The 13,361-nt window shown below is 67.8% G+C and carries 13 protein-coding genes; 3 read left to right on the top strand and 10 right to left on the bottom strand.

Features of this window, described 5'->3' with window-relative positions; genetic code table 11:
* Positions 1–5: 5 nt before the first annotated feature.
* Positions 6–362: a GNAT family N-acetyltransferase gene (locus JSO19_RS07620; RefSeq protein WP_270910802.1), complete on the top strand. Its 357-nt coding sequence runs from the start codon at positions 6–8 to the stop codon at positions 360–362.
* A 32-nt stretch (positions 363–394) separates the two neighbouring features.
* Here JSO19_RS07620 and JSO19_RS07615 read toward each other — a convergent pair whose 3' ends face one another.
* Positions 395–1,432, bottom strand: coding sequence for a YeiH family protein (locus JSO19_RS07615; protein WP_270910800.1), 1,038 nt, complete (start codon positions 1,430–1,432; stop codon positions 395–397).
* Between the two features lie 71 nt (positions 1,433–1,503).
* Here JSO19_RS07615 and JSO19_RS07610 point away from each other — a divergent pair, with 71 nt between their 5' ends.
* On the top strand, positions 1,504–2,421 hold the full coding sequence (locus JSO19_RS07610; protein WP_270910799.1) for a LysR family transcriptional regulator: 918 nt from the start codon (positions 1,504–1,506) through the stop codon (positions 2,419–2,421).
* Here JSO19_RS07610 and JSO19_RS07605 read toward each other — a convergent pair.
* From JSO19_RS07605 to JSO19_RS07595, 3 genes are read right to left on the bottom strand one after another with little or no spacing between them, the layout of a single operon-like run.
* Positions 2,403–3,797: a cryptochrome/photolyase family protein gene (locus tag JSO19_RS07605; RefSeq protein WP_270910797.1), complete on the bottom strand. Its 1,395-nt coding sequence runs from the start codon at positions 3,795–3,797 to the stop codon at positions 2,403–2,405. The genes JSO19_RS07610 and JSO19_RS07605 overlap by 19 nt on opposite strands.
* Positions 3,794–4,684, bottom strand: a complete 891-nt coding sequence (locus JSO19_RS07600) for a TIGR01777 family oxidoreductase (RefSeq protein WP_270910795.1) — start codon at positions 4,682–4,684, stop codon at positions 3,794–3,796. The genes JSO19_RS07605 and JSO19_RS07600 overlap by 4 nt, the downstream gene beginning before the upstream one ends.
* Complete coding sequence (locus tag JSO19_RS07595) at positions 4,681–5,268, bottom strand: MarR family winged helix-turn-helix transcriptional regulator (RefSeq protein WP_270910794.1); 588 nt, start codon at positions 5,266–5,268, stop codon at positions 4,681–4,683. The genes JSO19_RS07600 and JSO19_RS07595 overlap by 4 nt, the downstream gene beginning before the upstream one ends.
* Before the next feature lie 210 nt (positions 5,269–5,478).
* On the opposite strand from JSO19_RS07595, the gene JSO19_RS07590 reads away from it, so the two are divergent.
* A complete protein-coding gene (locus JSO19_RS07590) occupies positions 5,479–7,695 on the top strand; it encodes an MMPL family transporter (RefSeq protein WP_270912116.1) in 2,217 nt (738 codons plus the stop codon).
* Positions 7,696–7,783: 88 nt separating this feature from the next.
* Here the strand turns inward: JSO19_RS07590 and JSO19_RS07585 are convergent, their stop codons facing one another.
* The 6 genes from JSO19_RS07585 to JSO19_RS07560 are packed head-to-tail and all read right to left on the bottom strand — an operon-like array spanning position 7,784 to position 13,040.
* Positions 7,784–8,662 carry a MurR/RpiR family transcriptional regulator gene (locus JSO19_RS07585; RefSeq protein ID WP_270910793.1) on the bottom strand — a complete coding sequence of 293 codons (879 nt, stop codon included), beginning with the start codon at positions 8,660–8,662 and terminating at the stop codon, positions 7,784–7,786.
* On the bottom strand, positions 8,640–9,503 hold the full coding sequence (gene phnE, locus JSO19_RS07580; RefSeq protein ID WP_270910792.1) for a phosphonate ABC transporter, permease protein PhnE: 864 nt from the start codon (positions 9,501–9,503) through the stop codon (positions 8,640–8,642). Before phnE (JSO19_RS07580) ends, JSO19_RS07585 begins: the two co-directional genes overlap by 23 nt.
* Positions 9,500–10,381: a phosphonate ABC transporter, permease protein PhnE gene (gene phnE / locus JSO19_RS07575; RefSeq protein WP_270910791.1), complete on the bottom strand. Its 882-nt coding sequence runs from the start codon at positions 10,379–10,381 to the stop codon at positions 9,500–9,502. Before phnE (JSO19_RS07575) ends, phnE (JSO19_RS07580) begins: the two co-directional genes overlap by 4 nt.
* Positions 10,378–11,208, bottom strand: a complete 831-nt coding sequence (gene phnC / locus JSO19_RS07570; RefSeq protein WP_217133332.1) for a phosphonate ABC transporter ATP-binding protein — start codon at positions 11,206–11,208, stop codon at positions 10,378–10,380. The genes phnE (JSO19_RS07575) and phnC overlap by 4 nt, the downstream gene beginning before the upstream one ends.
* A gap of 20 nt (positions 11,209–11,228) precedes the next feature.
* Positions 11,229–12,248 carry a phosphate/phosphite/phosphonate ABC transporter substrate-binding protein gene (locus tag JSO19_RS07565; protein WP_270910788.1) on the bottom strand — a complete coding sequence of 340 codons (1,020 nt, stop codon included), beginning with the start codon at positions 12,246–12,248 and terminating at the stop codon, positions 11,229–11,231.
* Between the two features lie 6 nt (positions 12,249–12,254).
* Positions 12,255–13,040: an HAD family hydrolase gene (locus tag JSO19_RS07560; protein ID WP_270910786.1), complete on the bottom strand. Its 786-nt coding sequence runs from the start codon at positions 13,038–13,040 to the stop codon at positions 12,255–12,257.
* Positions 13,041–13,361: the final 321 nt, after the last annotated feature.

The following is a 13,361-nucleotide window of genomic DNA, read 5'->3' as shown; positions in this document are numbered from 1 at the left end:
GGGCCATGAGCCACGATCACTTTGTTGTACGCCACCTGCCCGACGAGCAGCGTTACGCGCTCATTGATACCGCCGAGGGCGACCGCGAGGTCGGCCAGGAGGGCTACATCGACCTCGAGGTCGATGGCCGCACTCACCGCATGCTCGTGCACACGGGCGTGAGCGAAGAATACGGCGGCCAGGGCCTCGCTTCATTGCTCGTGCGCCAGGTGGTCGACGACTTCGTCTCGCAGGGCCACCTCATCGTGCCCATCTGCCCCTACGTTGTCGCCTGGCTGCCGAAGCACCCCGAGTATGCCGAGCACGTCGTCAAGGCGACGCCCGCGCACCTGCAGGCGATGAACGAACGCCGCGGCGAGTAATTTTTCGCGACGAGCTCGCGCCGATCCGCGGCTCAGGAGTGCACGAGCACAATGCCCGCGAGCGAGAGGCTCGCGACGACGAGTGTTGAGCCGGTCGCGAGCACGAAGGGCTTCGCGCCGACGCTCATGAGCGAGCGCACCTTGACCCCGCAACCGAGGCCGAACATTGCGGCCGAGAGAAGCGCGGTTTGGGCGATGCCGCCCGCCTGCACGATGCCCTCTGGCAACCAACCGCTCGATCGCAGGGCGACCATCGCGAGAAATCCGATGATGAAGAGCGGCACGATAGGCGGGCGTTTGGCGCCGGGAGCGAGCGTTCCGAGGCGGCGCTGCCTGATGCTGAGCACGGCGACAATGGGGGCGAGCAGCAGCACGCGCGCGAGCTTCACGACGACGGCGACGGCGAGCGCCCCACCCCCGATGAGTCCGCCCGCAGCGACCACCTGAGCGATCTCGTGAATCGAGGCTCCGGCCCACATGCCCGCGAGCTCGGGCCCGAGGCCGAAGAGCGAGGAGAGAAAGGGGATCACCGCGATCATGAGGGTACCAAAAATCACGACGAGGGCGACCGCCGTCACGACCTCTTCTTCGTCGGCATCGGTGACCCCCTCGACGCCCGCAACGGCCGCGGCCCCGCAAATCGAGAAGCCGCACGCGATGAGTAGGGTCTGGGCCGGTTTCATGCCGAGCAGCCGCCCCATGCCGAGCGTCGCAAAGACCCCGCCCGCGACCACGACCACGATGACGACGAGCATCGGCGCACCGAGCGAGAGAATGTCGCCCATGACGAGCTGCAGACCGAGCAGCACGATGCCCGCGCGAAGCAGTTTCTTTGCCGCGAAGGTGATGCCCGGCCCCGTGGCCTCTGGCAGGGCCACGACGTTCGTGAGCACGATGCCGAGCACGATCGCGATGATGAGTGGGCTCACGCTCGGCACGCCCACGCGTTGCAGTAGGTCGCTCACGAGCATCGAGAGGCCGGCGGCCCCAGCGGCGAGCGCGAGGCCGGGCACGAAACGGGTAAGGCGGGCGGCGCGCTCAGGCGAGCGACTGGGAGCGTTGGTGGTCATGACACACATTGTTGTGCGCGGCGAAACCGTCCGGTAGCCCACCATTCAGCATGGCGGCATATGCTTTTGATATGAAGCAAGCGTGGCCCAACCTGCAGGTGCTCGAACTCTTTGTCGCCGTCGTGCAGCACGGCAGCCTCGGCGCGGGCGCGCGCGCCGTTGGCATGGCGCAGCCCAACGCGAGCCGCGCGATCGCCGAGCTCGAAACGCGCGTCGGATCACCGCTCCTCATTCGCCACCCCCGCGGATCGCGCGCCACCCCGCTCGGCCTCGCCCTCGCCGACCGCGCCCGAACGCTCGTCGACGGCGCGAGCGAGCTCACCGAGTGGATCGACCACACCCATCACGCCGGCCCAAGCACCTGCCGTGTGGGCGCGAGCATGACGATCGCCGAGAGCTTCCTTCCCGCCTGGATCGCCGAGGTAAAGCGGCGAGCACCCCGCGCGGTGCTACACATCGAGGTCGCGAACTCACGCGACGTGCTCGCCGACCTGCAGCAGGGGCGCATCGACCTCGGCTTCGTCGAGACGCCAGAGGTTCCGGTGCGCGTGAACACCCACGTCGTGCACGAAGACGAGCTCGTCATTGCGGCGCCTCCGGGGCACGAGCTCACCACCCACGGCGGCGCTGTCTCGCTCGCCGACCTTGCCCGCACCCCGCTCGTCGTGCGAGAGCCCGGCTCTGGCACGCGCGACGCCCTCGAGGCCCTGTTCGCCGGCCACCCACAGCACGCCATCGCGCAGGAGCTCGGCAGCAACGCCGCCGTGCGCGTCGCCGCACTCTCAGGCGCGGGGCCCGCGGCCCTCAGCGAGCTCGCCCTGCAGCGACACCTCGACGACGGCTCCCTCGTGCGCATCGCTCACGAGGGCGAGGGCGTGCGCCGCCCGCTCACGGCGGTGTGGGCGGGCCCGCAGCGCCTCACGGGTCTCGCGGCCGAACTCGTGCACGTCGCGGCGGCGACAACGGCGGCTCAGGGCAGCGCGTCATAGCGCGCAAGAGCGGCAAGGCGGCTCTCGCGCAGGTCGACAATCGGCGGGATCAGCAGGCTGTCCGGCGCCCACCGCTCGACGTACTCACCGTCGGGGTCGAAGCGTTCGGCCTGCCGCTCAGGGTTAAACACCCGAAAGTATGGTGCCGCATCGGCGCCGCTGCCGGCGACCCACTGCCAGTTGAAGGGGTTGCTCGCCTGGTCAGCGTCGACGAGCGTATCCCAGAACCAGGCCTCGCCCACCCGCCAGTCGATGCCGAGGTTCTTCGTGAGCAGCGAGGCTGCGGTCATGCGCACCCGGTTGTGCATCGTTCCCGTGGCCCACAACTCGCGCATGCCCGCATCGACGAGCCCAAAGCCGGTGCGGCCCTCGAGCCAGGCCTGAAGCAGCTCGGCCTCGGGGCCGGTTTGGGCGTCGCTGGCGGTGATCCACCCCAGGGCCTCGTAGCGGGGGTTAAGGTTCGTGGTCGCGAGATCAGGTGCCGCGTAGAGGGTGTGCCAGGCGAACTCGCGCCAGATGATTTCTGAGAGGAACTTCTCGGGGTCAAGCCCCTGCTGCGCGGCTGCGGCGTGCGTCGCGTGCCACACCTCGCGAGGGCTCAGCTCGCCGAAACGCAGGTGCGGCGAGAGCCCCGAGGTCGCATCGCTGGCCGGCAGGTCACGGCCCTCGGCGTAGCCCTCGAGGCCGCCTTCGAGAAAGACACGCAGGCGCTCGTGGGCGTGGGCGGTGCCGGGGCTCCAGCGGCGGGCGAGGCCCCCGGCCCACGCCGGTTCGTGGTCGAGCACGCTGATGTTCTCGGCGAGGAGGGCGTCGAGCGAGGTTGACCGAGAGCTTGCTGGCGGTGATGCGTCGCCGCCTCGCTGGGATGACGGCGCCGGGAGCGGCAGGTCTGGGCGAAGCCTTTCGCCGAGCGCACGACGAAACGCCCCGTACACCCGGTACGGAGTGCCGGCCTGCGTGGCCACGTGCCAAGGCTCAATGAGCAGGTTCGCAAAGAACGAGTGGGCCGCGACGCCCCGCTCGCGCAGTTCGTGCTTGAGCCTGGCATCGATGTCACGCTCGGGGCCGCCATACCGCCGGTTCCACAGCACGGCACTGCTGCCGGTGGCCTCGACAACCTCCCGCACGACCCGGTTCGCAGGCCCCTCGCGCACGAGCAGCTCGACGCCGAGCGCCGAAAGCTCGCCCGCGAGGTGCTCGAGCGAGTGGTGCAGCCACCAGCGAGCGGCACCGCCAAGCGGCCTCACCCCTGGCGAAACCTCGTCGAGCACGTAGAGCGCGACGGCGTGCGAGCCCTCGCCCGCCTGCATCGCCTCGTGCAACGCGGGGTGATCGTGCACCCGCAGATCGTCGCGAAACCAGACGAGCGTGGTCACCCGAGCACTGCCTCAATCGCCGCTTCTGGCGTGCAGTGCGTGAACTCGTAGCCGCTCGCGATGAGCACCTCTGGCACGACCGTCGCATCGGCCGTGAGCAGCGACTCGGTCGCGTCACGCCCAAGAGCGACCCGAAGGGCGAACTCGGGAGCCGGAAGCCAGAACGGGCGGCCGAGACTCCGCGCAAGCGCGCGGCCAATCTCGGCATTCGTCGCGGGGGTCGGGCCCGCCAGGTTGACGGGGCCCTCGATGCCCCGGTCGATGATGTGCGTGATCGCGCCGACCTCGTCGTTGAGCGAGATCCACGGCCATACCTGCCTGCCAGAGCCGAGCGGGCCGCCGAGGCCGAGCTTCGTGAGCAGCACCATGGGCTTCAGCACACCGAGCGGGTGCAAGACGGGCGAGGTGCGCAGGGTCGCGACGCGGGTGAACGAGGCTGCGCGCATCGCCTCGGCCTCCCATGCGGCGCAGAGCCTCGCCAAGAAGGTGTCGCCGGCAGGCGCGCTCTCGGTGCACTCCCCCCCTCCAGGCGACCCGTAGAAGCCACTCGCCGAGCCCGAGAGCAGGGCGGGCTTCGGCCCCTCCACTCGCTCGAGCGCGGTAACGATCGTGCGGGTGCTGTCGATGCGCGAGTTCCAGAGTTCGCGCCGGTAGCGCTTGCTCCACGGCAGCTTGCCCACGCTCGCGCCGCTCAGCGACACCACCGCGTCGGCTCGCTCAAGCACCGCCGGGTCGAGCTCGCCTCGCGAGGGGCTCCATGCCGCTTCGCCCGGGCCGGCCGCTTTGCCGCGCACGAGCCGCACGACCTCGTCACCGCGCGCCCGCAGCCGCTCGGTCAGTTCGCTGCCGATGAGCCCTGAGGCCCCCGCAATGACGATACGTTTCATGCCGCGCCTCCTTGCGCCCACCCCTCACCCGAAACATCGAGCTGCTGTGCGGTGTCGAGCAAGAAGCGGGTGACGACCTCTCGCTCCGCGGGGCTCAGCCGCGCAGCCGCCTCAAATCGCTTGGCGTGCTGCCGCCCCACCGTCTGCATCGCGGCCTCGCGCGTCTCGGCGGTGATCTCGATGGCGAAGGCCCTGCGGTCAAGCGGGTGAATAGACCTCGTCACGTGCCCGCCACGCTCAAGCCGGTCGAGCAGCTTCGTGGTCGACGCGGTCGAGATGCGCAGGTGAGCGGCAATTGCCCCGGGCGTTACGATCGTGCCCTTATTGGCCATGACGATGAGAAAGTGCAGGGCCCGCATGTCGGTTCGGCCGAGCTTCATGTACGCGAGCGAGGCCTCCGAGAGTTTGTCCTCGCTCTCACGCAGGCTGCCCATCGCCGCCATAACCTCGCTGATCTGCGTGAGGTCGCTCTCGCTCAGGTGGGCGCGCGTGACGAGCCGACCGTCGGGGTCGTTGGCCTCGACGTCGTAGATGCTGATGCGGGGTTGCTCGTTCGGGCCCGCCCCTTGGCTTGGCGACGACATGGTGCTATGTTAACGCATAGAATATTTCAACCTAGGGTTATTAGATAACCTGGCTAGCTAAATCTATTCGAGCGGGAGGCAGCGGTGACCGAGAACGAAACGCGCGCAACGACAGAGGTGGCCAAGGCGCCACCCGCCGAGCACGGGAGTGCGGGGCGCCGCTCTCGGGGGCGTGGCGAGCGCCGATCCGCACCAGCACGACTACTTCGAGTGCTCGTACCCGCGCTACTCATCATCGTGTGGGTCGGCGTTGGCGGCATCGGCGGCCCCTACTTCGGCAAGGTGTCAGAGGTCTCGTCGAACGACCAGACGACCTACCTGCCGAGCTCGGCCGAGGCAACGCTCGTGCAGGAGCGGCTCGCCGACTTTCGCGACTCCGACGCGATTCCCGCCGTCGTGGTCGCAACGAAAGACACCGCGTTCAGCGACGCGGAACTCGAGACCCTCGCCGACGCACTCGACTCGCTGCCCGGCTCGGTCGAGGGCGTGAGCGACGACATCTCGCCGTTTATTCCCTCAGAAGACGGGCTCGCGGCCCAGGCGTTCGTTCCGCTCGACAGCGGCGAAAACCTCAGCGACCACGTCAACGCGCTCGGCGACCACCTGCGCGACGCGGCCCCCTCAGGCGTCACCGTGCAGGTCACGGGCCCAGCCGGCTTCACCGCCGACCTCGTCAACGGGTTCGCGGGCATCGACGGGCTACTGCTCGGCGTCGCCCTCATCGCCGTGTTCATCATTCTCGTCATCGTCTACCGCTCGCTCCTTCTGCCCGTCGCCGTGCTCGGAACGAGCATGATGGCGCTCACCGTCGCGCTGCTCGTCAACTGGTGGCTCGCGAAGTGGGGCGTGTTCATGCTCTCGGGCCAAACCCAGGGCATCCTCTTCATTCTCGTCATCGGCGCCGCGACCGACTACTCGCTGCTCTACGTCTCGCGCTACCGCGAACAGCTGCGCCTCACGCGCGACAAGGGCGAGGCCACCATACGCGCCATTCGCGGCTCGATCGAACCCATTCTCGCCTCGGGCGGTACCGTCATCGCAGGCCTCCTCTGCCTGCTGCTCTCAGGCCTCAAGTCGAACAGCTCACTCGGCCCCGTCGCCGCCGTTGGCATCGTCTTCTCGATGCTCGCGGCCCTCACGCTGCTGCCCGCGATCCTCTTCGCCTTCGGCCGTGCCGCGTTCTGGCCCCGCCGCCCCCGCTACGAACCCGAGGTCGTTGCCGAAGAGCACGGTATGCCCCGCGGTGTCTGGGCCCGGCTCGCCGCGTGGATCCGCAGCCACCACCGCCCCATCTGGATCGTCACGACCCTCGCCCTCGTCGCCGGGCTCTTCGGCGCGACCCACCTCGACGCGTCGGGCGTCGCGCAATCAGAGCTCGTGCTCGGCGTGAGCGAGGCACGCGATGGCCAAGCGGCCCTCGGCGAACATTTTCCCGGCGGATCGGGCAGCCCCGCCATGGTCGTCACCCCATCAGGCTCGCTGCAGCAGACCGCTGACACCCTGCTCGACAACCCGGGCGTCGACTCGGTCGCGGTCGTCGCCCTCGACGCGCCGAGCGGCACCGCCCCCGTGACCGCCGACGGCATCACGGCATTCGGACCTCCCGGCACCGAGCCCTCCGCCCCGACGGTCTCGCACGGCGACGTGCTGCTGCAGGCCACCCTCACCGACGCCGCCGACTCAGATGCGGCGCAGCAGACGGTGCGGGAGCTGCGCGAGGCGCTGGCCTCGGGTGGGGCTGAGGCTGACTCCGGGGGTGCTGGCTCCGGGAGCACGGGCTCCGGCGACGCGCTGGACCAAGCGACGCTCGTGGGAGGCGTCACCGCGACCGCGATTGATACGAACGATGCCTCGATCCACGATCGCGCCCTCATCATTCCCATCGTGCTCGCGGTCATTCTCGTGATTCTCATGATGCTGCTGCGGTCGATCGTCGCACCCATCATCCTCATCGCGACGACCGTACTCTCATTCGGAACCGCCCTCGGGGTCGCCGGCTGGATGTTCAAGCACGTCTTCGACTTTCCCGGCGCCGACCCCGCCGTGCCGCTCTACAGCTTCGTGTTTCTCGTGGCGCTCGGCATCGACTACAACATCTTCCTCATGACCCGGGTGCGCGAGGAATCGCTGCGCCACGGAACCCTCGAGGGCATCTCGCGCGGCCTCGCCATCACGGGCGGCGTCATCACCTCGGCCGGCCTCGTGCTCGCGGCGACGTTCGCGGCGCTGTCGGTGATCCCGATCCTGTTTCTCGTGCAGATCGCGTTCATCGTGGCGTTCGGCGTACTGCTCGACACCTTCATCGTGCGCTCGCTGCTCGTGCCGGCCCTCGCGACCGACATCGGCCGCGCGATCTGGTGGCCGTCGCGCCTGTCGCGGGGTGGTGGCGGGGCTGGGTCTGGGCCTGGCTCGGCAACTATTGCCTGATTTTGGCGCCGAAAAGGGGAAAAACCCGCAAATCGGCCCTAAAATCAGGCAATGGTTGACGGTTTGACGGGCGAAACCCGGCACGCCGCTACTCGCCGCGGGGCTCCTGCAGGGAGCCGGCCAGCACCGAGAGGGCCGCGAGGCGCGCCTGGCGGCCGCGCTCGCCACGGTGCTCGACGAAGGCCTGCACGAGCAGCTCGGTCACGAGCATGAGGGCCGCACGCGAGGTGTGCATGAGCTCGTCGTGAAAGCCACCCTTCACGGGCGGAACCACGAGGGTCGTATCGGCAAGGTCGTGGGCGGCCGACTTCGCGAACGAGGTGATGACGATCTGGTGGGCGCCGCCCGCACGCACCGCTTCCATCACGTCGAGGGTCGCACGGTTGGCGCCAGACCCCGAGAGCACGATGCAGGTCGAGCCCTCGCCGAGCTGGCGGGCCGCGATCATCTGCGCCATGCCGTCGCTGAAGTATTCGGCGGGGCGGCCGGCCGCGTTGAGCCGCAGCACGAGGTCGAGGGCGAGGGGACCAGAGAGCCCATTTGCCACGACGAGCACGCGGTCGGCGGTGTCGAGGGCGTCGACAAAGGCGTCGACGCCCTCGGCGGTCAGCGCCGCGACCGAGTCGCCGAGCCTGCCACTGAACTGCGCGACCGATTGGCGCAGCTTGCCGAGCCTCGTCTGGTCAGAGGGCTCGGCGTCGTCGGCCACCGTTTCGAGCGCGAGCTCCTGGGCGAGGGCCACTCGCAGTTGCGGAAACCCGTCGTAGCCCAGGGTTCGGGTCGCACGAATGACGGTCGTGCGCCCGACACCAACCTGATCGGCGATGTCTTGAGCCGAGCATTCGACGGCCGCCTGACGGTCTTGCGCGATCCACTGGGCAACACGACGCTCGGTCGGCTGCATCGAGGGTGCGAGCGACGCGATGCGCACGCTCGGGTGTGAGTCACTTGCTCCTTGCCAGGTCACGAACCGGGGCTCCCTCCATGATGCGACGGCGGATCTTGCCCGACACCGCGTCCATCAGCATTGTCGCGACGATCACGACGATGAGTAGCATACCGACCGTATCCCACTGCCTGAAGTTCGCGTAGTTCGAGAGCATGCTGCCGATGCCGCCGGCGCCGACGAGGCCGAGCACCGCCGAGGTTCGAATGTTGATCTCGAACCGGTAGAGCGCAAACGAGAGAATCGCGGGGGCCGCCGCCGGCCAGAGGGCCCAGCGGGTGACCTCGGCGGTCGTTCCGCCTGCTGCGAGCACCGCCTCTTTCGACCCGTCTTCAACCGACTCGATCGTCTCGTACACCCACTTCGCCTGCGTGCCGATGCCCGCGATGCCGAGCGCGAGGGCGCCCGTGAGCGGGGTGAGGCCCGTGACGGTGAGCAGAATGAGGGCGATGATGACCTCGGGCACGGCGCGAATGACCGCGAAGAGGCCCCGCAAGAAGGTGCGCAGCCAGAACGGGCCTACGCCACGCGCCGCGATCATGCCGAGCGGGATCGAAATGACCACGCAGAGAATCGCGCCGATCCACGCCATTGAAATCGACCGCCACGTCTCCATGAGTGCGCGCGGCAGCTTCTCCCAGTTGGGCGAGGCAAACATGAGCTCGAGATAGTTGCCGACCTGGGCTGGCAGCTTCGGCAGGTCGCTCCACGTGATCTGCAGGCCACTCGCGGCGGCAAGAATGATGATGCCGGCGATGAGCGACCACACGGTTGCGCCGAGCCGAGAGGGGCGCTTCGGCACGGCGAGGGACGCGGGGCTTGCCGTGCCGCGGCCCTGCTTCGTGAGGGGTGCGGGGGTCATACGAGCCTCCTTCGCAGCACGTTCGAGAGCACCTCGATGGCGATGACCACAACGAGAATCTCGAGAATGATGACCGACACGTCAGAGTAGGCGTAGAAGCCGCGGCGCTCATCGAGCAGCCGGCCGATGCCGCCGGCGCCCACGATGCCGAGAATCGCCGAGATGCGCACGTTAAGTTCGAGGGTGTACAGCCACTGGTTCATGAAGAGCGGCCAGGTTTGCGGCAGAGCGGTGGCCCGGTTGATCTGAAACTGGGTTCCGCCGGCGGCGCGGCCAGCCTCCATGTAGCGGTGATCGGCCGAGTCGATCGCCTCAGAGACGAGCTTCACGATGATGCCGATGTCGAAGAGAAAGAGCGTAATGACGCCCGGAAGAGCCCCGACGCCGACCATTGCGACGAGCACCATCGCAAAGACGAGGTCAGGAACCGCACGCACAACGTTCACGAGCGTGCGCACGATGCGCCGCGTCACCCCGTTCGGGTTGGTCGGCGAGGCAGCCCAGAGCGTCAGCGGAACCGACACGAGCGCCGCGAGCACCGCACCCACGACCGCCATTTGCAGCGTCTCAAGCATCGGCACCCACGTGCGAGGCAAGAACGCGAAGTTCGGCTGCATGAGCTGCGCGACCTTGTCGACACCGTTGCGCCAGTTCTTCACGAGACCCGCGAGGTCAAGCTCAATGCCGCCGATCGCCGGCAGACAGGTCGCGACCGTGAACGCCACGAAGGCGGCAATCACGAGCGCCGTGCGCAGCCGGCTCGTCTGCTTCTTGGGCACGCGCTGCTCGCGCTCCCGCGCCGCGAAATCGTGTGGGGTCTCGGGTGCCGCGTGATCCGCCGCTTGCTCCCTCACTGCGGCCCGCGTCTGCTTGGTCATGCACCGGCTCCCAGGCGATCCTTCGGCTGAATCGGGCGGCCGTAGATCTGCTCAAAGTCGGCGTCGGTCGCGCCAGCGCTCGGCCCGTCATAGACGATCTCGCCGTCGCGCAGCCCGATCATGCGGGTCGTGTACTCGCGTGCGAGATCCATGAGGTGAATGTTGATGAGCACCGTGAGGCCGCTCTCGGCATTGATGTGCTGCAGGTCGGCCATGACCGAGTGCGCAGTCGGCGGATCAAGGCTCGCGACCGGCTCGTCGGCGAGCATCACGCCCGGCTCCTGGGCGAGGGCGCGCGCGATCGCGACGCGCTGCTTCTGGCCTCCCGAGAGCGCTCCCGCGCGGGCCCACACCTTCTCGAGAATGCCAACCGAGTCGAGCGCGCGAAGGGCGATCTCGCGGTCTTTCGCCGAGGCGATGCCGAGCAGGGTGCGGTACGACGGGGTGTGCGAGAAGCGGCCAACGAGCACGTTGCGGTAGACGTTCGCACGCTCAGCGAGGTTGAAGCCCTGAAAGATCATGCCGATGTGGCCGCGCGCGCGGCGAAGCGAGGCGCCCTTAAGCGCCGAGATCTCGTGCGGGCCGACCGTCACGCTGCCGCTCGTGACGGGAACGAGGCCATTAATCGTGCGAATCAGCGTCGATTTGCCCGAACCAGAAAGCCCCACGATAGACACGATCTCGCCCGGCTCGATAGCGAGCGAAACGTCTTTGAGGGCGCGGGTGCCGTTGGGATAGGTGACCGAAACGTGGTCAAGCTCGATACGCCAGGAGGCGGTGTCAGGCATCGCCTGAACCGCCGCCCCCTGGGTTGCATTACTGTGCATAGGTGTGGGTTCCTGAAGGGTTAGTTCGCGAACTGTTCGAGAATCTCGCCGTAGCGGCTGATCTCGTCTTCTGCGGTCTCGCTCGTCCAGTCTGAGAGGCCGACGAGGTCGAACATGACCGAGGCTGCCTCGTCAGACGAATCGGCGTAGTCGTCCATGAGCTTCGTGAGTTGCTCGACGAGGTCTGATGGCAGGTCTTTCGACGCAGCCACGCCACCGTTCGGAATCATCTCGGTGTACGCGAACGCGACAACCTTCTCGGCGACGTCTGGCGCCTCTTCGGTGACGGTCGTGCGGGCATCCCAGTAGCCGAAGCTCACCTCGGCGTCGCCGTTGTAGACGGCGAGCACCGCGTTGTTGTTGCCCTCGACGGGAACCTGCGTGAAGTCTTTGTCGGTGTCCATGCCGAGGTCGCGCATCGCGACGACGGGGTACTGGTATCCGGCGGGCGAGGTCGCGGCCTGCAGCGCAACCTTCGTGTCTGACGTGATCTTCTTGAGCGCGTCGACCGAGGCAGCACCCTGACCCGTGAGCTCAGAGCCCTCCTCTTCGATGCCGTTGCAGAACGAGAGCTCGATGCCGCTCGCCGCGTAGGTGCCCATGACCGGCTCATCGTCGCAGTACTTGTCGGGGTTGTTCGTGTAGGCGACCGAGGCGTACGAGGTCGCGCCGAAGCGCACATCGCGCAGAATGAGATCGGCGTCGAACTGCTGCATCGCGTGGTACAGCGAACCGGCGTCACTAATGATCACCTGGGCCTGGTCGGCGCCGAGTGCCTCAACCGTCGCCGCGTAATCGTTCGCGACGACACCGTTCACCTCGATGCCGAGGTTCTCTGAGAGGTAGCCGGTGAGCGGATCGAGCGCCTCAGCGAGGTCTTCGCCCTCGACCGAGGGAACGAGCGAGATGGTGATCGACTCGGGCCAAGCCTTGTCGCCCGATGCCTGGGCGTCGCCCTTGTCGGCGGTATCGGCCGAGCATCCGACGAGTGCGAGCGTGGCGGCGGTGAGAGCACTCGCCGCAATGAGGGTGGAACGCATGAGTGGTTACCTTTCGATGGTGGTGCCTGCGCCTGGTGCCGCAGGGGTTTGGGAGGGCTGCTGGGCGGCCCAAGTTTTGGGGGGTTGCTGGGTGGGTGTGGTTTGGGCGGGGTGCTGCGCGGGTGCGCTTTCGGCGGGCTGGTGCGCCGCCCAGGTGATGATGGCGTCACGCAGCTCGCTGAGCGACGGCGCCTGCATCGTCACCGGAATCGGAGCGTGCTCGTACCGCGCGCCGACGAGGGCGGTTGCGGCTCCGCGCGCCGCTGCGGGCACGAGGTCGTTCACGGCGATGTCGCCGATCGAGAGCACGGGGCCACCCTCAATGAGCCGGTCAACGAGGCCTTCGAGCCCGGCGGGCTTGCCGAGGTTGAAGTGCCGCTCGTCGAAGAGATCGGCCACACCCCAGCGCTCGAGCAACTCGGCGATGCCGGCTTCTGGTGCATTCGTGGCGAGCACGAGTCGCGCTACCCGACCGAGCTCGGTGAGAAACGCTGCGAGGCCCGGCATCGTATCGACATCGGCCCCAGCGCTGCCGAGCACGTCGCGGCTCGCGAGGTAGGCGGCCTGCAACTCTTCGTCGCTCGCCCCCGCCTCCTTCGCCATCGAACCAACGATGTCGTAGCCGTCGCGGTACTCGCTCTGCCCCGCGTCGTAGGAGCTCAGCTCGGCCTCGACCCGCTCAAGAAACCCGTCTTGGCCCGTGGCCGGCGCCACCTGCTGGGCGAATGCCCGCACTGGCCCGTGCCCGAGGGCGAGGGTTCCGTCGAAGTCGAACACGATGCTGGGTTCCATGCAATCTCCTGAAGTAATTTGGACGATGATTCCAAATGTATAGGAAGAAATGGACGAAGTGTCTACGTTTTGGTGAACTGTGGGTGAATGGTTGGGGGTTTTGGGGTCCGGGGCGGGGGCTCGGGCTGGGGCTGGGAGCTCGGCGCGATCCGCAATCTACTTGACAGAAAGCAGGGTTATTTCACGAAAACACCCTGCTTTTCGTCAAGTGGACGGCGCGGGGGCACACATCAGCCGCCGGCAAGAACAGCGCACCGCAGATCGAAGGCCGACAGAGCCCATGGCTACGCGGATCGGCGCCAGAACTGCCCCGACAGAGAG

The organism is Leucobacter sp. UCMA 4100 (genome assembly GCF_027853335.1).
Taxonomy (GTDB): Bacteria; Actinomycetota; Actinomycetes; order Actinomycetales; family Microbacteriaceae; genus Leucobacter_A.
The sequence above is the reverse complement of the archived record's forward strand: the minus strand, read 5'-3'. Positions and strand labels throughout refer to the sequence as shown.